We start from the raw sequence: 19,452 nt of genomic DNA, 5'->3' as shown, positions 1-19,452 counted from the left end.
CTGGGAGCGAAACCCCGCTCACTGCCCCGCTCCGCAGGGGTTTCGTTTCCTCCCCCACCTGAAGGTGGGCGTATCCACGAAAGGACTCAGATGAACACCGGCCCCGCGACGAGGAACAGCCCGGCGGCGACCTCCGCCCCCACGAGCGCGAACAGCGCCGTGGCGACGGCCGCGACCGCCATCGTCAACATCGCAAGCCTGGTCACCAACGATCCCTCCCTCGGTGATGGAACGCCTCTGGGCCTGATCCAGAACGCTGCCGTCGTCATCGAAGGCGACCGCGTCGTCTGGGTCGGTGAATCAAGCAAAGCACCCGCCACTGACAACCGGGTCGACGCCGGTGGCAGGGCCGTGATCCCGGGGTTCGTGGACTCCCACTCGCACCTCGTCTTCGCGGGCGACCGCACCGCGGAGTTCAACGCGCGGATGTCGGGCCAGTCGTACAAGGCGGGTGGCATCCGCACGACGGTCGCGGCGACGCGCGCGGCGAGCGACGAGGCGCTCTCGGCGAACGTCGCGCGCTATCTGCGCGAGGCCCTCGCCCAGGGGACGACCACCTTCGAGACGAAGTCCGGCTACGGCCTGACGGTCGAGGACGAGGCCCGCGCGCTGCGCATCGCCGCCGCGCACACCGACGAGGTCACCTACCTCGGGGCCCACATCGTCGCGCCGGAGTACGCCGACGACCCGGCCGCGTACGTGGACCTCGTCACGGGCGACATGCTCGACGCCTGCGCGCCGTACGCCCGTTGGGTGGACGTCTTCTGCGAGAAGGGCGCGTTCGACGGGGACCAGGCGCGGGCGATCCTCACGGCCGGCAAGGCGCGGGGCCTCCACCCCCGGGTGCACGCGAACCAGCTCTCGTACGGCCCCGGTGTCCAGCTGGCGGTGGAGCTGGACGCGGCGAGCGCGGACCACTGCACGCACCTGACGGACGCCGACGTGGACGCCCTGGCGCAGTCGTCGACGGTCGCGACGCTCCTGCCGGGCGCCGAGTTCTCCACCCGCGCCGAGTGGCCGAACGCCCGCCGCCTGCTGGACGCGGGCGCGACGGTGGCCCTGTCCACGGACTGCAACCCGGGCTCGTCCTTCACCTCGTCCGTGCCGTTCTGCGTCGCTTTGGCGGTACGGGACATGGGCATGACCCCGGACGAGGCGGTCTGGTCGGCCACGGCGGGCGGTGCGGCGGCCCTCCGCCGCGCGGACGTCGGCCACCTCACCCCCGGCTCCGCCGCCGACCTCACGATCCTGGATGCCCCGTCCCACGTCCACCTGGCCTACCGCCCGGGTGTCCCCCTGGTGACGGAGGTCTGGCGCCGGGGAACGCGGGTGGTCTGAGGGGGGCCTCTCCGGGTCCCCTGTCCTGACACGACGAAGGGCCGCCGTCTCCGGTCCCGGAGGCGGCGGCCCCTCTCCGCGTCGTGGTGAGGCGTACGGCTACAGCAGGTTGTAGTTCTGGAATCCGTAACCGATCTTGACCGGCTTCTGGAACGGGACCTGGGCGTCGCCCGTGCCCGAGTACCGGAGGAGGTCGCCGTCGGGCTTGCGCGCGATCAGGTCCGCCCTGCCGTCGGCGTCGAGGTCGCCGACCGAGAGCAGCCGGTCATAGGCGTTCCAGCCGCCGCCGATCACCGTACGGGCGGCGAAGGGAGCCTTGTAGTTGCCGGTGCCCTTGTAGAGCCACAGGACGCCGGACCTGTCCCGGGCGACGATGTCGGCCCGGCCGTCACCGGTCAGATCACCCTGGCCGGCGAGCTGGGTGTACTGCCCCCAGCCCCCGCCGATCCGCGTCCGGGCGGTCAGGCGGCCGTCCGGGTACCCCAGGTATCCCCACAGCACACCGGCCTTGTCGAGGCCGATCAGGTCGGCCTCCTGGGCTCCGCCGATGCTGCCGGGGGAAAGGACGGAGGTGTAGATGTTCCATCCCCAGCCGGCCTGCGTGGTGTGGTACTTGAGGTCGTCGTCGATCCAGCCGAAGGTGAGCGTTCCGTCCTTCCGGAGGTGCCACGTGCCGTCGCTGCGCCCGTCCTTGTCGTTGTCGACGGAGATCGAGTCGGCGAAGGCCTCGAAGTTGACGCCCACCTCGTACCGAGGGTCGAAGCCGCCCTGGTGGTCCGGGTAGTAGTGGTAGAGCACGCCGCTGCTCTTGCGGACGGCGCTCATAGTGAAGCTGGGCGTCTCCACCGGAGCGTCGTCGGCGGCGGCCGCGCGCGCCCCCGGGGCGCGGACGTCCTGGGCCCGCTGCTCGGCCGAGACGCCGGCCGCGGCCGGGTCGCCGACGGCGTAGGCGCTACCGGCCGTGGCGGCCGTGGCGACGGTGACGACGGTGGCGGCGAGCGCGCCGCGCAACGCACGCCGACGTCGATTGATCAGCATGGAGATAGCCCCCTGGGAATTCTCTGGACGGCACAGGTCGCGTACCGCCATCGGTCAGAAGACTCTCACGAGGGGGTAGGGAGGGGGGGAAGAGGGGACAGGGGAAGGGGCTTCGGGTCCGCTCCGGGGTGCCCGGCGCCTCTCTGGGGCGCTGGTTCTCTTCGAGACCGCCAGGGTCGCCAGGGTCGCCAGGGTCTCCCGGATCTCCAGGGCCTCCTGGCTCGCACGCGTGGCAGAGCCCCTCCGTGGTCCCGCGAAACGCCCGGTCGCAACGGTCGCAGTTCTGGAGCGGCACGATCGTGGACGCCTGTGGCGCGGGCGGCAACTACGGCGGTAGCCACTCGCGAACCGGTGGGCCAGGAGCCGGGCGGGCCGGCGGATGGTCCCGGTGGGCAGTGCACCGGTGAGGGTACGGGCGACGGCGGCGGGTGTGACGTCCCGCTCCAGCCACCGCCGCACTTCAGGCGCGAGGACGCCGGTTCACTCGATACCGGGTCGCGAACCGCCGCGATCCAGGTGCTCACCAGGCAGGCCCGACCCTCCTCCGCGCCTTGAACCGGCATGTCCCATTGGTCGCTTGATCATCATGAATTCCCCTCGGTCACAGATAGGCCGAGTGCCCTGTCCCGGAGGGTTTTCGACCGGTACCGTCCTGTAGCGGCAGGACTCAGGGGGGAAGACCGGGGGGTCGGAGTTGAGCGCTGTCCGTCATCAGGCTGTCCGTGAACAGGGCGACAGCCGTCAGCAGTTCGTGCGGGTTGTGACACCGGGGGAGCTGACCGACCGCGAGGACGAGGCGTGGCGGGAGCTGCGCGGGAAGTCCGGGGCGCCCGAGAACCCTTTCATGGGGCCAGAGTTCACGCGGGCCGTCGCCTCGGTGCGGCCCCGGGTGCGCGTGGCCGTCTGGTGGGAGGACGGGGAACCCGTCGGGTTCTTCCCGTACGAGAAGGGGGCGTTCGGCCACGGGCGGGCCGTCGGTCTCGGGGTCTCCGACTGTCAGGGGGCCGTCATCCGGCCCGGTCTCGCGCCCTCGCCCCGCGCGCTGCTGCGCGTCTGCGGGCTCTCCACCTGGGAGTTCGACAATCTGGAGGAGGGGCAGGCCGCCTTCCGTTGCGAGGCCGAGGCGTTCGGCTCGCCCGTGATCGACGTCGGCGAGGGCTACGCCGTGTACGAGGACGTCCTGCGCGCGCAGTCGCCCAAGTTCCTCAGGACCACCCTCGCCAAGGAGCGCCGCCTCGGGCGCCAGGTCGGCCCCACCCGGTTCGTCTTCGACGAGCGCGATCCGGCAGCCCTGCGCACCCTCATGGCGTGGAAGTCCGCCCAGTACCGCAGGACCGGCCGGCGCGACCGCTTCGCCAGGGAGTGGATCAGCACCCTCGTGCGACGCCTGTACGAGCTGCGCGCCCCCGGGTGCTCCGGTGTGCTGTCCGTCCTCTACGCGGGTGACCGGCCCGTCGCCGCCCACTTCGGGCTGCGTTCCCGCTCGGTCCTCTCCTGCTGGTTCCCCTCCTACGACCCCGACTTCGCGAAGTACTCGCCCGGCCTCGTCCTCCATCTGCGGATGGCCGAGGCCGCCGCCGCGGCCGGGATCGGGATGCTCGACCTCGGCCGGGGCGACGCCGAGTACAAGGACGCCCTCAAGACCGGGGAACTCACCGTCTACGAAGGGTCGGTGACCCGGCCCGGGTTACGTGCCGGGCTCTACTGGCTCTCCCGCGAGCCCTTGCGCCGCGCCCACGGCTTCGTACGCAACCGGCCGGCGCTCGCCGCGCGCGGCCGCCGCACCCTCAACCGGATCGCCCGCCTGCGCGGCAGTGGCGCCGGCCGGGCCTGAGCCGACAACGGGGACACGTACTTGCGACCACCACACGCCCTCTCCGTCGCCGACCTCGACCTCGACTCGCCCGGCGGACCCGTCCTCTCCCTCCGCCCCGCCCCGGGCGGCGCGCCGCCGGGCCCCGGAGACGTCTACGCGCTCGTCCGGCTCAGGGGCCGGCCCGCTGCCACCGTGCTCGGGCACGTACCCGAGGGGGCGGACCCGGGGAAGACACTCGCCGCCCTCGCCCGCACCCGTCTCGACGAGGCCCACCTCGAAGAGGCCCGGCGCGAAGAGGCCCGGCGCGACGAGGCCCGTCTCGAGGACCCCCGCCTCGACGAGACCCGTCTCGACCACGCCCGTCTCGAGGACGCCCGCCTCGACGAGACCCGTCTCGACCACGCCCGTCTCGAGGACGCCCGCCTCGACGAGACCCGTCTCGACCACGCCCGTCTCGACCACGCCCGTCTCGACCACGCCCGTCTCGACCACGCCCGTCTCGAGGACGCCCGCCTCGACGAGGCCCGCCTCGTCCCGCCCCGTGCGAGCGTCGTCGTCGCCACCCGTGAGCGCGCCGACCAGCTCGCCCGGGCCCTGGACTCGCTCCTCGACCAGGACCATCCCGACTACGAGATCGTCGTCGTCGACAACTCGCCCGTCACGCGCGCCACCGAAGAGCTGGTCAGGGGCGCCTACGGCGACCGCGTCAGGTACGTCCGCGAGGACACCCCCGGACTCGCCGTCGCCCACAACACCGGCCTCGCGCAGACCCGTGCGGACGTCGTCGCCTTCACCGACGACGACGTCGTGGCCGATCCGCACTGGCTGACCGCCCTCACCGCGCCCTTCGCCGCCGACCCGCGGCTCGGCTGCGTCACCGGTCTCATCCTGCCCGCCCGGCTGCGGACCTCCGCCCAGATCCTGCTGGAATCCCACGGCGGCTTCGCCAAGGGCTTCGCGCCCCGGCTCTACGACCCGGTGCGCCCGCCCGCCGACGAACCGCTCTTCCCGTTCACCGCGGGCAGCTTCGGCTCCGGCGCCAACATGGCGTTCCGGACCCGGGCCCTGGAGGCCGCGGGCGGCTTCGATCCGGCCACGGGCACCGGGACGACGGCCCGGGGCGGGGACGACCTGTACGCCTTCGTCGCCGTCCTCTCCGCCGGATTCCGGCTCCGCTACACCGCGGACGCCCTCGTGTGGCACCACCACCGCGAGAGCTGGCAGGACGTGCGGAACCAGGCGTTCGGGTACGGAGCCGGTCTCACCGCGTACCTCACCGCCACCCTCGTCCGCCGCCCCGCCCTGCTGCCGGCGCTCCTCGCCCGGCTGCCCCGCGGGCTCGCCCACGCCAGGAACATGACCGCGAGCCGCCATGCAGAGAGCGGCGGGGTTCCCGGCGAGCACGGCACCCACACCCATCCCTGGCCTCGCAGCCTCTCCCGACTGGAGCGACGCGGCATGCTCTACGGACCCCTCGGTTACGCCAAGGCCCGGCTGCGGATGCGGGGTACGAGATGAGCGCACCCGCCCACACCCGTATCCCGGTCCTCCTCTATCACGCCGTGATGGAGGACCCGCCCGCCTGGATCGCCGAATTCACCGTCACACCCGCGGAGTTCGAGGCCCAGCTCGACGCCGTCGTCGACAGCGGACGGACACCCGTGACCATCGGCGCGCTCGCCGACCACTTCACCCGGCGCGCCCCGCTGCCGCCCCGGCCGGTCGTCCTCACCTTCGACGACGGGTTCGCCGATCTGCCCGGTCCGACAGCCGAGGCACTCGCCGCCCGCGAGCTGCCCGCCACCGCGTATCTGACCACCGGCGCGATCACCCCCGGGCGGGTCTGTCTGCTGCCGCCCGCGCCGATGATGGCGCTGAGCCAGGCACCGCTCCTGGAGCGGTACGGGATGGAGGTCGGGGCGCACACCGCCACTCACCCACAGCTCGACACGCTGCCGCCGAAGGAACTCAGGCGCGAGCTGTGCGAGCCGAAGGCCGCCCTGGAGGACGTCCTCGGCCACGAGGTCCGGCACCTGGCCTACCCGCACGGCTACAACAGTCCGGCCGTACGCCGGGCCGCCGCCACCGCCGGGTACGCCTCGGCCGTCGCCGTCCGGCACGCCCTCAGCTCCGAGACCGACCAGCGGTACAGGATCGCCCGGCTCATCGTGCGCCGTGGGCACACCGTCGCCGACGTGGAGCAGTGGATGGACGGCCGGGGCGCCAAGGCGGCGCCGTACCCGGACTCGCTGCCCACGGTGGGCTGGCGGATGTACCGCAGGGCCCGGGCGCTGGTCAGAGGGCCGGAGTTCGCGGGCTGACGGCGGGTGGGGAGCGGTCGAGGAGGCCGCTCCGGCCCGATGGGCCTGACCTGATGGCGCAGAGTTCGAAGGGGAGTTCCACCGTGCAACAGCGTGTGCCCGGACCGGTCACCGGAAGCGACGTGCCGCTTCCCCCCGCCCGGCGGCCGGAGGGGGAACCGGATGCGGAGCCGCGTACGGTCGCGGACGCGGACCCGCACGCGGGGAGCCGCAGACCGCGCCTCCGCCTGCCGGGCCCGCAGACCCTCTTCAGCGCGCTGCCGCTGCTCGTGGCCGCCGCCCTCTGGGTGTACGCGCTGCCGCGGATCGGCTTCCGCGACATCGGCGACTACGGCCTCCTCGACCGCTTCCCGCCCGCGTTCTACGCCTCACTCGCCGTCCTGACCTGCGGTTTCCTGGTCGCGCTGCGGCGGGCCGGTACGGCCCCGTGGTGGCCGGCGGCGTACAGCCTCGCGATGCTCGTGGCGCTCAAGGCGCCGCCCGCGATCCTCTACGACTCCGTGCGCTACGCCTGGGCCTCCAAGCACGACGCGGTGATCAGCCGGCTCCTCGTCGAGGGCACGGTGTACCCGCAGCGCGAACTGTCCGGCGGGATGTCCGCGTACGACCAGTGGCCCGGGTTCTTCGCGCTCGACGCGGCGCTCGTCCGCGCCTTCGGCGTGGACTCGGCGGCCTCGTTCGTCAACTGGGCGCCGATCGCCCTGGGTGTCCTCACGCTGCCGGTCCTGCTGCTGATCTACCGCACCTTCAGCGACGACTGGAGGCTCGTGTGGACCGGGGTGTGGATCTTCCAGCTGGCGAACTGGGTCGGCCAGGACTACCTGTCGCCGCAGGGCTTCTCGTATCTCCTCTATCTGACCGTCCTCGCCGTCGTCGTCCGGCACTTCGTCCGGCCCGGGTCGGCGGGACGGCTGTGCGACCGTACGCTCCTCGACCCGGCGGCGGCCGCCGTACCGCCGCCCACGACGCCGAAGCAGCGCGCGATCTGCGTACTGATCATCGCCCCGCTGATCGCGACCATCAACGCCTCGCACCAGCTCACGCCGGTGATGCTCTGCGCGACGCTCTTCGCGCTCTGCCTCACCCGCCGCTACCGCAACGTCGGGCTGCTCGTCGTCGCCGGACTGATCATGCTGGTCTGGGACCTCACCATGGGCCGGCTCCTCTTCCTGGAGACCATGAGCACCCTGAAGGACTCGGCGGGCGACCTTCTCTCCAACTCCCGCGCCGGGTACGCGGGCGAGCCGACCGGCCCGGGACCCGAACTGGTCGGCGCCGCCAACGTCCTGATGGTGCTCGCCCTCGCCGTGCTCGCCGGCACGGCCGTCCTGCTGCGCCGCAGACTCGTCCGCAGCGCGCTGCCGCTGCTGCTCGCCGCCGCCGCGCCGGTGCCGATGTTCGCCGTCAACGACTACGGCGGCGAAATGCTCTTCCGCGTCTACCTGTTCGGGCTCCCCGGCACGGCGTTCTTCGCCGCCGCCGCGCTCGTCCCGGCGGCGGGCGCGGCCGGCCGGGCCGCGAGGGTGGCCCGGCGCACGGCCGCCGTCGCGCTGCCGCTCGCCGTCACCGCCCTGCTGGCCGGCTTCCTGCCCTCGTACTACGGCAAGGAGGGCATGCACTACGCCCCGCCGGCCGAACTCGCCCTCGCCCGGCGCGCCTACGACCGGGCCCCCGACGGTGCGCTGATCCTCGCCACCACCGGCTCCTTCCCGGGTGCGTACTACCGCTACGACCACTACGAGCGCTGGTTCTTCACCGAGCAGGAGGTCCCCGAGAACCTGAAGATGCTGAAGGATCCGGCGGGCTATCTCGCCCGGGGCATCCCCGAGGGCCGCCCGGCGTTCGTCGTCCTCACCCCGACGCAGGAGAAGGCGGTCATCGGCGAGGGCTATCTGCCGCCCGGCAGCTTCCGGACCCTGAGCGAGGACCTGAAGCGCTCGCCGCTCTTCCACGTGGTGGAGGAGAGCGAGCACGGGCTGGTCCTGGAGTACCGACCGCAGGCCCAACCGACGTCCGGCGCCGCGGCCCCGTCGACACCCCCGCGCCCCGCCTGACTGCCCGCCCGCGCCCCGCCGCCCTGACGGCCCGCCCGTGTCCCCGCCGCCCTGACCCCCGCCCCCGCCCGCGCCCAGCTGCCCGGCTGCCCGCCCGCGTCCCCGCCGCCCTGACGGCCCGCCCGCGTCCCGACGTCTCGACCGCCCGCCCGCGTCCCGATTGCCCGGCTGCCCGACACTGCCCGGCTGCCCGACTGCCAGACCGCTCGTCCGCCCAGCTGCCCGGCTGTCGGCCCGTCCGCCCGACGTCCCGCCTGACGCCCCACCGACCGACCGCTCACCCGTCCGCCCGACCGACCGATCACGGGAGTACGTACGCCATGGCACTCGCACACCTCCGGCTCAGAGCGGGCCTGGCGGCCTCCGGCTGGCTCGCGCTCGGCGCCACGGCGCTGCCGGGCGGCTCCCCGCTGCGCTGGATCCCCGTCCTCGCCTTCGTCGCCCTCGCGCCCGGCCTGGCGCTGCTCCACCCGCAGCCGACCGGGCTGCGCCCCGGCGGGCGCCTCGAAGCGCTCGCGCTCGCCGCGCCCGTCAGTCTGTCGCTGGCCGCGCTCGCCGCGACCTCGCTGTTCCTGGTGAAGGGCTTCTCCACGACCGCGTTCCTGGTCTCGCTGGCGGTCTTCGTCACGGTCGTCGCCGCCCTGCCGGGCGTCCCGCTGCCCGCCGCCACCCGGGGCGCAGTCGAGCGCGAGAGCTCGGGCGTGCGGGTCCGCTTCCGGATCAAACGGAAGCCCGGCGGCGCACGATGAACCGACGCCATGCCGCGCAGTCACCGCGCCGGGTCCCCATGATGACGGTCGCCCTCGCCGCCGTGGGCGCGCTCGCCGCGGCGATAGGACTCTGGAACACGGAGAACTCCGACGACCGCTGCGCGCCCGACCGCAAGCTCGTCCTGCCGTGCGACGGCGCGTGGTGGGGCGCGTACATCCCGTACGACGAGGACAGCTCGCTCACCAGGCCGGTGTACGCCTTCGAGAAGAAGATCGGCCGCAAGCTGGACCTGATCTACACCTACCACGACATGTCGGGGAACCCTACGGACGGCGAACTCCTCACTCCCGACGAGGTGGAACTCGGCGAGAGCCGGCTGTTGATGCTGGCCTGGGAGTCCACGGTCTGGAAGGAGAAGCACCACGCGGGCTGGAGCGAGACCCAGCTCGGCTGGAAGAGCATAGCGTCGGGGAAGTACGACACCTCGATCATCGACCCGCAGGCCCGCCGCCTCAAGGCGTACGGCAAGCGGGTCTTCTTCTCCTTCGACCAGGAGACCGACATGCGCATCAAGGAGGGCGCGGGCACCCCCGAGGAATACGTCGCCGCCTACCGCCACCTGCGCGACCGCTTCGAGCGTCTGGGCGTCCGCAACGTCGTCTGGGTATGGACGGTCTCCGGCTACCTCGGCAACGCGGACACGATGAAGGCGCTGTACCCGGGGGACGCGTACGTCGACTGGATCGGCATGGACCAGTACAACTACTACCGGTGCCACAACTCCCCCAACTGGCTGGACTTCGAGTCCAGCCAGCGGCCGACGTACGACTGGCTGCGCACGCACATCTCCGCGAACAAGCCGATCATGCTCGCCGAATTCGCCACCGCCCCGGACCAAGACCGCCCGAACCGCCAACGCGACTGGTACAGCGCCATCCCGAAGATCGCCCCAACCCTCCCCAGAGCCAAGGCCTACGTCCACTGGAACCGCGCGGTCCCGGGCGGCCGGTCCTGCGATCTGACCGTCAACTCGGGCCCAGCCCTGGAGGGTTACAAGGTCGCGGGCCAGGCCGACTACTTCCGCCGGGGCGTCCCGCGCCGCTAGACCCGTTACGATCTTGCTCTGGCCGCCGAGGGGGACGGAACGGGGCGATGTGAGCGAGCTGCACACGGCTGGCCGTGGCGTGGAGGCGAATCCGTGGCATGCCGATGCGATCGAGGCCGGCGCGGAGCACGCGGAACCTGAGGAACCGCGGGAGCCCGAGGAGCTGGGGGAGCCGGAGAACCGGGAGGCGCCTCAGGAGCCCGAGGCGCCCGAGGAGCCCGAGGGCGATCCGGACGGGGACGGCGACGGCCCGGACCCCGGACGTGCCTTTCTGGGCGACGTCTTCTCGAAGCTGCGCGACACCATCGCCGGGCCACGCGAGCCGGCGGAGGGCCCCGTCGACCGGTACGCCACCGTGGGACCGACCGGACTTCGACGCAATGGAGATCCCGGAAATCGGTGTGACCCTCTTCGCGTACGGCACACCTCTGGAGCGCCCGGACGGACAGCGCACCCCGCTGTTCGACGGTCCGCCCAGGCGTGAGCAGACCGAACAGGGAAGGCTCGGGGACTACGGCGTCATCGCCACCATGGGCGCAAGGTCGCCTGAGCACCACCCGCCGATCCCGGTCAGCTCCGGCGTCGCAGTCCGCGTGCCGCCACCGCCGTCATCGTGGCCCCGCACATCCCCAGGAGGACGGGCAGCGGTGCCGCGGCGAAGGCGTGCTGGGCCGCCCAGCCCGCCCACACCAGGACCCACACCGCGCACGCCGTGACCCGGACACCCACGCCGAGGACGCGCAGCAGGACGGCCGCGAGCGCCAGGCACAGCGCCTGGAGGGCGATCGGCAGGGCCTCCAGGGCGCCGGCGGGCACCAGGGCGGTGCCGGGGCCCGCCGCCAGGTCCGGATGGATGCCGAGCAGCGGCGGTGCGGTGTGCAGGGCCAGGAACGTGGCGAGCAGGACGGTCGCGGCGAGCACGGGCCGGACCCGGCGCGGCGACACCACGGCGCCGTGCAGGACGACCATCAGGATCCCGGCGGCGAGGGTCACCGGAGGCAGCGCGGCGATCAGCTCCGTACCGGACAGCCGGTCCGGGCCGAGGGCCTCCGCGCGGGAGAGCGGGATCCAGAAGAGGCCGGTCGACAGGCCGAGGAGCAGCCAGAGCCAGCTCCCCGCACCGTCCTCCCCGGCCCGCGGATCCGGGCGCGGCGGTTTCGGCACGTACACCGGGAGGCCGAAGACCGGGGTCACCGTGTCCGCCGAGGCGCCCCGGGACGTCCACTCCCGCTCGGCGGCGCGGCGCGCCCAGCTCGTGCCGTACTCGATCTCCTCGCGACCTCCCCTCAGCGCCGCCCGCAGGCCGGGCGCCGAGGCCGCCGCCATCAGCGTCATCGAGCCGAGCATCGCGAGCCCGGCGCCGGAGATCCCGACCGGACCGAGGAGCAGCGCCGCGGAGCCGAGGACGAGGAGGCACATCGCGCCCTGGAGGACGGCGAGTGCGCCCGTCCGCCCCTGGACGCGCAGCACACCGATGTACAGCTCGACGGCGACGCGGGGAACCGCGGCCGCGGCGAACAGACGGAGGACCGTCGTGCCGTGGTCGGCGTAGTCCGGACCGAAGGGGGCGAGGATGTACGGCGCGAAGACCAGCAGGACGAGGACGACGGGGACGAGCAGCAGCCCCATGCGCCGCAGCGCCCCGCGTACGCCCTCGGCGAGCGACTCCGGGCTGTGGGAGGCGTGCGCGGTGAGCGAGGAGGCCATGTTGATGGCCATGAACTCCATCGTGCCGCCGACGGTGTACGCGGTGTAGAAGAACGCGTTGTGCGCTGCGTCGAAGCGGACGGCGACCATCACCGGCAGCAGGTTGATCATGGCGAGGCTGAACAGCGCGCCGACCGAGTCCCCGGCCATGAAGCGGCCGATCTCGCGCATGGCGGGCGGTTCGCGGTCGTGGTCGGCGCGGACCTGCCGGGGGATGAGACGGCGGAAGACGAGCCAGCCGAGCGGGACGACGGAGAGGGCGATCGCCGCCGACCAGGACACGAAGACGCCGAGGACGGGCATCGTGGTGGCGAAGGCGGCGAGCAGGAGCAGCTTGCCGATGGAGAAGCCGGCGTTGCCCACGGGCACCCAGAAGGCGCGTCGGAGCCCGGTGAGCACGCCGTCCTGGAGGGTGAGGAGCGCCCAGCCCACGCAGGAGGCGGTGAAGAAGAGTCCGGCGGAGAGCGAGCCGAGCGGTGCGTACGAGGGGCCCCACCAGTCCAGGGTCAGCAGGAAGATTCCGCAGGCCAGGGCGACGACGACGGAGCTGACCAGGTAGATCCGCCCGACCAGGGGACCGGTGGCACGGCCGGCCCGGGGGACGTAGCGGACGACCGCGCCGATCATGGTCGTCGCGGTGATGGAGGCGAGCAGGCGCTGCGCGGCGATGGCGGCGGAGCCCTGGCCGACGGCCTCCTCGGAGTAGTACCGGGCGGCGACCAGCCAGAATCCGAGCCCGAGCGCGGCGGAGACGCCGGTGGAGAGCATGAGCGCGTACGCGTTGCGGAACATGGAGTCCCCGCCGGAGCCGGAGCCGGAGCCGGGGCCGGAGCCGGGGCCGGGGCCGGAGCCGGGGCCGGGGCCGGGGCCGGGGCCGGCGCGGTCGGACCCGTCGGACCCGTCGGACCCGTGAGACCCGTGGGCCACGTCGGGTCCGCCGGGGCGGGGGCCGGTCTCCGACGCGGGTCCGCCGTCCCGTCCCGGCTCCCGTTCTTCCCCCGTCTCCCCCGTCTCCCCCTCCGGCCCCTCCGGCTTGTGCAGCCGGACGGCCTCAGTCACGGTCGTCGCCGTACCGCACCGGCCGGACGCCCGCTGCGCGCAGCGTCTCGATCACCTCACCGGCCCGCCGTGGATCCACCGGCAGCGCGTGGCGGGCGAACCAGGACGCGGGTTCGGGGTCGGGGGAGAGGTCGGTGAACAGCTCGCCCGCGTAGGTGTCGAGCGGCGGGTCGTAGAGGTAGCCGGTGACGATCCGGCGGCGGGCGAGCGCGGCGATGGCCGCGTCCCGGTCCCCGACGAGCAGCGGTACCCGGAAGAGAGGCTGGACCTCCCTCGGCTCCCCTCCCCTCGGCTCCCCTCCTCCCCGCTCCCCTTCCCCCGGCCCCGCTCGTCCCGGTCCCGCTCGTCCCGGTCCCGCTCCTCCCTGCCCCGTTCCTCCCTGCCACGTCGCCCCGGCGGGCGCCCATTCGGTGCTGAGCAGCCGTTCCGTTCCGGCCCGGTGCGCGGCGAGCGTGGCGTCCAGGCGGGCCAGGAGCCGTCCGGTACGGCGCAGCCGGCCCGGACCCGGACCGAGGCGGTAGTCGTGCATGTCGACGCGGACCCAGGAGTGGAAGGGCGCGAGCGCCGGCGCGGCGGTGAGGGCCTGCTTCAGCTCCCCGGCCCGCAGCGGCATCCGGATCTCCTCGCGCTCCTGCTGCCCGAGCAGCCGCAGTGTGGCGTGCGCGGCCTTCACCAGGCGCAGTCCGCGGACGGTGGCCTCGGCGTACGGCCGTACGAGATAGGCCAGTTCGGCGGCCGTACGGGACGGGTGCAGCAACTCGTCCCGTGCGGAGGTCAGTTCGCCTCGCAGGGACGGGTCGTCGAAGGCCAGGAAGCCCCCGGTCTTCGCCCCGGTGTGTTTGGAGAGGCTGAACACGGAGGCCTCGCCCCAGGTGCCGACCGGGCGGCCGCCGACCGTGGACCCGATGGCGTGCGCCGCGTCCTCCAGGAGCGGGATGCCCCAGGCGTCGCAGTGGGCGCGCAGTTCGGGAGCCGGGTCGGGGTTCCCGTACAGGTTCGTGGTCAGTACGGCGGAGAGTCCGCTCCAGAGGGAGTCGGGTACGGCGGCCGTGTCGATCGAGCCGTCGCGCGGGTCTAGCGGCGCCTGGACCGGACGGAGCCCGGCGGCGAGGACGACGAAGAAGATCACGTCGTCGTTGACCGGCGACATCAGCACCCGGCCGCCGGGTCTGCACCAGTGGCGCAGCGCGAGATAGAGACCGAAGCGGCACGACGGCACATGGAGGCACTCCCTGCCCCCGAGCCGGTCGCGCATGCGCTCTTCCAGTTCCGCGTACGCAGAAACCATGCGATTCCCCCCTGAACCCCGGCCTCAATGTGTCCGATTCCGGGCGGCCCGTCAATAACGCGGAAGGGCCCGTCCCGAGGGGAACAGGCCCTTTCCGCAAGGCTCTTGGGGGCGCTCCTGGGGAGCGGAGAACCACTCGCCCGGGGAGCGGGGGTCACTCCTCCAGGGTCAGCCCCTTGCGCAGCTGCCCCAGCGTCCGCGAAAGCAGCCGGGAGACGTGCATCTGGGAGATGCCCAACTCCTCGCCGATCTCGGACTGGGTCATGCCGACGACGAAACGGAGCGAGAGGATGCGCCGGTCCCTGGCCGGCAGCGAGGCGATCATCGGCTTGAGCGACTCGATGTACTCGATGCCCTCGATGCCGTGGTCCTCGTAGCCGATCCGGTCGGCGAGCGCGCCCTCGCCGTCGTCCTCGTCGGGCTGGGCGTCCAGGGAGCTCGCGGTGTACGCGTTGCTGGCGGCCATCCCCTCGACGACCTCGTCGCGGCTCAGGTGCAGCTCCTCGGCGAGTTCGCCGACGGTCGGTGCCCGGTCGAGCCGCTGGGAGAGGTCGTCACCCGCCTTGGCGAGGTCGAGGCGGAGTTCCTGGAGCCTTCGCGGGACGCGCACCGACCAGGAGGTGTCGCGGAAGAAGCGCTTGATCTCGCCGACGATCGTCGGCATCGCGAAGGTGGGGAACTCGACGCCCCTGGCCAGCTCGAAGCGGTCGATGGCCTTGATGAGGCCGATCGTGCCGACCTGGATGATGTCCTCCATCGGCTCGCTGCGGGAGCGGAACCGGGAGGCGGCGAACTTGACCAGGGCGAGGTTGAGTTCGACCAGGGTGTTGCGGACGTACGCGTACTCGTGAGTGCCCTCTTCGAGGGCGTCGAGCCGGGCGAACAGGGTCTTCGACAGGGCCCGCGCGTCCAGCGGGTCGACCTGGTCGAAGGGCCCGATCTCGGCGATCTCGGCGATCTCCGTGATCCCGGGAAGGTCGGCGAGGGTGGGGGGCGGAGTTGCTTCTGCCGACGGCGCGTCGTGGGTACGCGGGGCGTCGAGCCGGGGTGACATGGTCTCCTCCATCGTTTCTTCCTGCTGCGGTTTGCGGCGCCTCCAAGCCGGCCGTTTCGGATGTCCTCTCCTAGCCCTACCCGCTCGGCATGCAAGGTTGCAAGTGTCAATTGTCCGTTTTAGGGAAGTATGTTGCAGTGTTTGGGTGCAAGCCTTGACCTTGCGCTTGTATGGTTCAGGCACGTCAACCGGCATCCGCGAGAGCGAGAAGAGGCACGGGCATGGACCGCCAGCACATCGGCAGCGCGCAGCCAGGACGGCTGCGGGTCGAGGTCCGCACCGCGGGGGAGACCGAGATCCTCACCCCCACGGGTGAGCTCGATCACCACACGGCGGAAGTGTTGCGTGCGCCACTCGACCGCGCACTGGATGCGGGCAGGTCACGACTCGTGGTCGACTGCTCACGACTTGAGTTCTGCGACTCCACGGGCCTCAACGTCCTTCTCGGGGCCCGGCTGAAAGCGGACGCCGCCGGGGGAGGCGTGCATCTGACGGGGATGCGGCCGGTGGTGGCCAGGGTTTTCGAGATCACCGGTGCGGACGTCGTCTTCACCGTGCACGAATCGCTGGCGGCGGCGCTGCCCGACTGAATACGGCGGGTGTCGTCGGCCGAGGATCGGGCAGAAGAGCCCCGGTTTGGTCCGTTGTCTGGTGAATCTGTCTGGTGAATCGGTGAGGTGAAAGCGCTGATGGACACTGCTGCCGGTGGCAGGGAGATCGAGGAGTCGGTGGGTCCGGTCGTGGACGTCACCGCTCTGGACGCACGCACGCTCGCGCTCGGCGCCACCAGCGGCACCGTTCCGCTCGCCCGCGACTTCACCAGGACCGCGCTGTACGACTGGGGCTGGCTGCCGGCCACGTCCGCCGACGCCAGGGCCGCCGCCGAGGACGTCCTGCTCGTCGTCTCCGAACTGGTGACCAACGCCTGCCTGCACGCCGAGGGCCCCGAGACGCTGCGCGTGGCACGCCGGGGCAAGGTGCTGCGCCTGGAGGTCACCGATCGCGGGGTCGGCCAGCCCGCGCCCCGCACCCCGCACCGCGCCGGACGGCCGGGCGGACACGGCATGTTCATCGTGCAGCGCCTCTGCCTCGACTGGGGGATCGACCGCAGGACGGGCGCCCCCGGCAAGACGGTCTGGGCCGAACTGGCCGCACCCGCCTAGCTCCTGCATTCGGATCAGGCCATCAGGGGAGCACTTCGGTGCTCCCTTTGTCTTCCCTCCTCAACGCCCCAGGCGTACCTTGACGCGCAATCTGATAAGCCGTCAGTAACTTCGCGGTGAGGGGTGCTTGGATCGTGCCGTACCGGAGGAGAACAGCGTTCACGCTGGCAGCGGCGGTGGCGGGCTCGGCGGCCCTGGCCTCGGCCCCGGCCGTGCAGGCCGCCGTCGTCGACGTGAACTACGCGTGCGAGACGAAGATCGGGCCCAAGGGCGCGGTCTCCCCCGTCGACATCAAGGCCGTCAGGAACGGCTCCTCGTACACGATCACCATGTCCTTCGAGAAGGGCGTCTCGGACAGCCCGATCGAGCTGCCCAAAGGGGTCATGACCCCGCGCGCCGAGCTGAAGCTCGGCGGCGCCGACGAAGGGACGCTCAAGGTCAAGGGGACGCCCAACACGGCGGCCATCCCTCCCGACACCCCCATCAAGATAGGGCAGTTGACGGGCACGTACACACCGAGGAAGAGCGGCAGGGTCACCTTCACGGCCGGGCTGCTCACCGTCCACGCGCTCGGCATGGACGCGGCCGTCTGCACCCCGAAGAACAACCCGGCGCCGTCGCTCGAACTGGACGTCACGGTCCCCGGTGGCTCCTCGGACACCGGCTCCGGCTCCGACTCCGGGGGTACGCAGTCCACGAGCGGGGGCGAGCTGCCGAAGACCGGCCCGCTCGACTCCGCCACGGCGCTCGCCACCCTCGGCGGCACGGTGCTCCTGACCGGCGCGGCCGGCGTGCTCTGGCTCACGCGGCGCACGGCGCGCTGATGCGCGGGGCGTGGGCCGGGACCCTGACCGCCGCCGCGCTGCTGGGGGCGGTGGCGGCGGCGCCCATGCCCGCTTCCATGCCCGCTCCCATGCCCGCGCCCATGCCCGCGCCCGCGCCGCCGCAGTGGACGGCGGAGGCCGCGGCGGGACGGCCGTACGTCTATCTCGAAGGCGCGGCGGGCAGCGTCCTTCAGGACACGCTCTCCGTGAGCAACCCGGGCGCGCGACCGCTCACCGTACGGCTCGGCGGGCAGGGCGCTCCGCTCGCCTTCGCCGCGCGGACGGTGACCGTCCCGGCGCGGTCGCGGGCGGACGTGCCGTTCGCCGTCACCGTCACGGCGGACACCGCGCTCGGCGACCACCGGGGCTCGGTGACCGCGGCGGCGGGTGGACGCGAGGTGCGGGTGCCGGTGCATCTGCGGGTGAGCGGGCCGAGCCTCGCGGCGCTCACCGTCGAGGAGGTACGGCTCGACGGCTCGGGCACCGTGCACTACACGCTGGTCAACCGGGGCAGCACGGTTCTCGCACCGCGTCTGTCCCTGCGCGCCGACGGCGCGTTCGGGACGGTGCTCGACCGCCCGGCCCGCCCCCTGGGGCTCACCCTCCGCCCCGGCGAACGGCTCACCCGCACCGAAGCCTGGTCCGACCCGCCCGCCCTCGACTCGGTCACGGTCAGCGTCCGCGCGACGGCCCCCGGCGCACCGGCGGCCGAAGCCCGCGCCGAGCGCGTGTTCGCCCCCGGGGGCGCGCTCGCCGCCGGCGCGGGCGTCCTGATCGCGGCGGCGGCGCTCACGGCCCGAAGGCACCACGCCCGGGTCGTACGGGAGCCCGGACTTCCGGTGGAGGAAACCCAGTTGGCCGACGTGACGGCAGGAGCGGACCGATGAGGACGAGCGGTACGGGACGGGCGGCGGCCCGGAGCCTTTGCGCGATGGCGGGCGTGGGACTGGTCCTCGCCACGCTCGCGCTCTCCCTCCTGCCGGCCGCCACCGCCCGGGCGGCCGCCCCCGGGCCGACCGTGGCGCTGTCGCGGACCGAGGGCGGCAAGGGCGGCGAGATCACCGTGAGCGGGGCCGGCTGGCAGCCGGGCGCGCTGCTCATGCTGCTGATCTGCGGTCAGGGCGAGCCGGGGAAGGGCGTCATCGGCGGCACCAACTCCTGTGCCAACACACTCGGTCGGGCCGCCACCGCCGACGCCAAGGGCGCCTTCAGCCAGAAGATGCCGGTCGCCGAGCCGCCCGAACCGTGCCCCTGCGTCGTGCACGTCGCAGGGGTCACCGGCCGGCAGGACGTCGTGGACGTGGCGTTCACCGTCGCCGGCCATCCGACCGCCCCGCTGCCCGAGGCCTCCGGTGTCGGGAGGCTGGCCGTGCTCGCCTCCGTACGCCTCGAAGGCTCCAGCGGCGTCCTCGTCTGGTTCGGCGCGCCCGCCCGCCGCGAGGTGGTCTTCACCGTCGGCAACCTCGGCCAGACGCCGGTCAAGGACCCGGTGTTCCAGGTCGGCACGCGGCACGGCGTCTTCTCGCCCCGGTACGAGGAACGGCAGTGGCGCGGCACGATCGAGCCGGGCAGGAAGGCCCAGATCAAGCTGCCCGTCGAGCTGTCGGCGGGCGCGCACGGCGACTACGAGGTGTCGGTGAGGTACGCCGGCAAGGTGCTGGTCGACCAGCCGTGGGGGGTCGGCCGGCCCTGGGGCGTGACGCTCTTCTGGCTGCTCCTCGCCGTGGTCGTCCCGGCCGCGCTCTTCCGGGCCGGCATGGCGGTGGTGGAGAGGGTCCGCCCGGGCGGCTCCGCCGGGGCGCGCTCCGGACACCGGCGTCGCCGCGCTCTCGTACGTACGCACCGAACCGGCCCCGACCCCGAGCGGGCCGAAACCACGACGACCGCGGTCCTGCCGTGGTTCACCCCGGACTCCGCACCGTCCGCACCGTCAGAGCACAGCCCGACGACGAAGGGACATCAGTGAGCACGCAA

Annotated in this window: 17 protein-coding genes; 13 read left to right on the top strand and 4 right to left on the bottom strand. The window is 72.9% G+C overall.

What is annotated here, in order from left to right:
* Positions 1-90: 90 nt before the first annotated feature.
* On the top strand, positions 91-1,338 hold the full coding sequence (gene hutI / locus ACFUJR_RS31095; RefSeq protein WP_383175378.1) for an imidazolonepropionase: 1,248 nt from the start codon (positions 91-93) through the stop codon (positions 1,336-1,338).
* Positions 1,339-1,437: 99 nt separating this feature from the next.
* Here the strand turns inward: hutI and ACFUJR_RS31090 are convergent, their stop codons facing one another.
* The gene (locus ACFUJR_RS31090) at positions 1,438-2,376 is read right to left on the bottom strand and encodes an FG-GAP repeat domain-containing protein (RefSeq protein ID WP_383175381.1); all 939 of its coding nucleotides are present in this window, start codon (positions 2,374-2,376) and stop codon (positions 1,438-1,440) included.
* A gap of 751 nt (positions 2,377-3,127) precedes the next feature.
* On the opposite strand from ACFUJR_RS31090, the gene ACFUJR_RS31085 reads away from it, so the two are divergent.
* From ACFUJR_RS31085 to ACFUJR_RS31055, 7 genes are all read left to right on the top strand, one after another.
* Positions 3,128-4,210 carry a GNAT family N-acetyltransferase gene (locus tag ACFUJR_RS31085; RefSeq protein WP_383175421.1) on the top strand — a complete coding sequence of 361 codons (1,083 nt, stop codon included), beginning with the start codon at positions 3,128-3,130 and terminating at the stop codon, positions 4,208-4,210.
* Between the two features lie 21 nt (positions 4,211-4,231).
* Positions 4,232-5,710 carry a glycosyltransferase gene (locus tag ACFUJR_RS31080; protein WP_383175384.1) on the top strand — a complete coding sequence of 493 codons (1,479 nt, stop codon included), beginning with the start codon at positions 4,232-4,234 and terminating at the stop codon, positions 5,708-5,710.
* Positions 5,707-6,513, top strand: coding sequence for a polysaccharide deacetylase family protein (locus ACFUJR_RS31075; RefSeq protein WP_383175387.1), 807 nt, complete (start codon positions 5,707-5,709; stop codon positions 6,511-6,513). The genes ACFUJR_RS31080 and ACFUJR_RS31075 overlap by 4 nt, the downstream gene beginning before the upstream one ends.
* A gap of 83 nt (positions 6,514-6,596) precedes the next feature.
* Positions 6,597-8,567, top strand: a complete 1,971-nt coding sequence (locus ACFUJR_RS31070; protein ID WP_383175390.1) for a hypothetical protein — start codon at positions 6,597-6,599, stop codon at positions 8,565-8,567.
* A 320-nt stretch (positions 8,568-8,887) separates the two neighbouring features.
* Entirely contained in the window at positions 8,888-9,316 is a 429-nt protein-coding gene (locus tag ACFUJR_RS31065) for a hypothetical protein (RefSeq protein ID WP_383175393.1), read from the top strand.
* Positions 9,313-10,383 carry a glycoside hydrolase family 26 protein gene (locus ACFUJR_RS31060; protein WP_383175396.1) on the top strand — a complete coding sequence of 357 codons (1,071 nt, stop codon included), beginning with the start codon at positions 9,313-9,315 and terminating at the stop codon, positions 10,381-10,383. The genes ACFUJR_RS31065 and ACFUJR_RS31060 overlap by 4 nt, the downstream gene beginning before the upstream one ends.
* A gap of 49 nt (positions 10,384-10,432) precedes the next feature.
* A complete protein-coding gene (locus ACFUJR_RS31055; RefSeq protein ID WP_383450953.1) occupies positions 10,433-10,867 on the top strand; it encodes a hypothetical protein in 435 nt (144 codons plus the stop codon).
* A gap of 86 nt (positions 10,868-10,953) precedes the next feature.
* Here the strand turns inward: ACFUJR_RS31055 and ACFUJR_RS31050 are convergent, their stop codons facing one another.
* From ACFUJR_RS31050 to ACFUJR_RS31040, 3 genes are all read right to left on the bottom strand, one after another.
* Positions 10,954-13,149, bottom strand: a complete 2,196-nt coding sequence (locus tag ACFUJR_RS31050; protein ID WP_383175399.1) for a lipopolysaccharide biosynthesis protein — start codon at positions 13,147-13,149, stop codon at positions 10,954-10,956.
* Positions 13,142-14,404 (bottom strand): DegT/DnrJ/EryC1/StrS family aminotransferase, encoded by a 1,263-nt coding sequence (locus tag ACFUJR_RS31045; protein ID WP_383175424.1) that lies wholly within the window; start codon positions 14,402-14,404, stop codon positions 13,142-13,144. The genes ACFUJR_RS31050 and ACFUJR_RS31045 overlap by 8 nt, the downstream gene beginning before the upstream one ends.
* A gap of 187 nt (positions 14,405-14,591) precedes the next feature.
* Positions 14,592-15,503 (bottom strand): RNA polymerase sigma factor SigF, encoded by a 912-nt coding sequence (locus ACFUJR_RS31040; RefSeq protein ID WP_383175402.1) that lies wholly within the window; start codon positions 15,501-15,503, stop codon positions 14,592-14,594.
* 209 nt (positions 15,504-15,712) lie between these two features.
* Between ACFUJR_RS31040 and ACFUJR_RS31035 the strand changes: the two genes are divergently transcribed.
* The 5 genes from ACFUJR_RS31035 (at position 15,713) to ACFUJR_RS31015 (ending at position 19,444) form a co-directional block, all read left to right on the top strand.
* Positions 15,713-16,081, top strand: coding sequence for an STAS domain-containing protein (locus ACFUJR_RS31035; RefSeq protein ID WP_383175405.1), 369 nt, complete (start codon positions 15,713-15,715; stop codon positions 16,079-16,081).
* 99 nt (positions 16,082-16,180) lie between these two features.
* Positions 16,181-16,654 (top strand): ATP-binding protein, encoded by a 474-nt coding sequence (locus ACFUJR_RS31030; protein WP_383175408.1) that lies wholly within the window; start codon positions 16,181-16,183, stop codon positions 16,652-16,654.
* Positions 16,655-16,788: 134 nt separating this feature from the next.
* Positions 16,789-17,478: a peptidase gene (locus tag ACFUJR_RS31025; protein WP_383175410.1), complete on the top strand. Its 690-nt coding sequence runs from the start codon at positions 16,789-16,791 to the stop codon at positions 17,476-17,478.
* Positions 17,478-18,365, top strand: coding sequence for a hypothetical protein (locus ACFUJR_RS31020; RefSeq protein ID WP_383175413.1), 888 nt, complete (start codon positions 17,478-17,480; stop codon positions 18,363-18,365). The genes ACFUJR_RS31025 and ACFUJR_RS31020 overlap by 1 nt, the downstream gene beginning before the upstream one ends.
* 44 nt (positions 18,366-18,409) lie before the next feature.
* Positions 18,410-19,444: a hypothetical protein gene (locus ACFUJR_RS31015; protein ID WP_383175416.1), complete on the top strand. Its 1,035-nt coding sequence runs from the start codon at positions 18,410-18,412 to the stop codon at positions 19,442-19,444.
* Positions 19,445-19,452 lie beyond the last annotated feature (8 nt).

It is taken from the genome of Streptomyces sp. NPDC057271, assembly GCF_042668715.1.
Classification (GTDB): Bacteria; Actinomycetota; Actinomycetes; order Streptomycetales; family Streptomycetaceae; genus Streptomyces.
The sequence above is the reverse complement of the archived record's forward strand: the minus strand, read 5'-3'. Positions and strand labels throughout refer to the sequence as shown.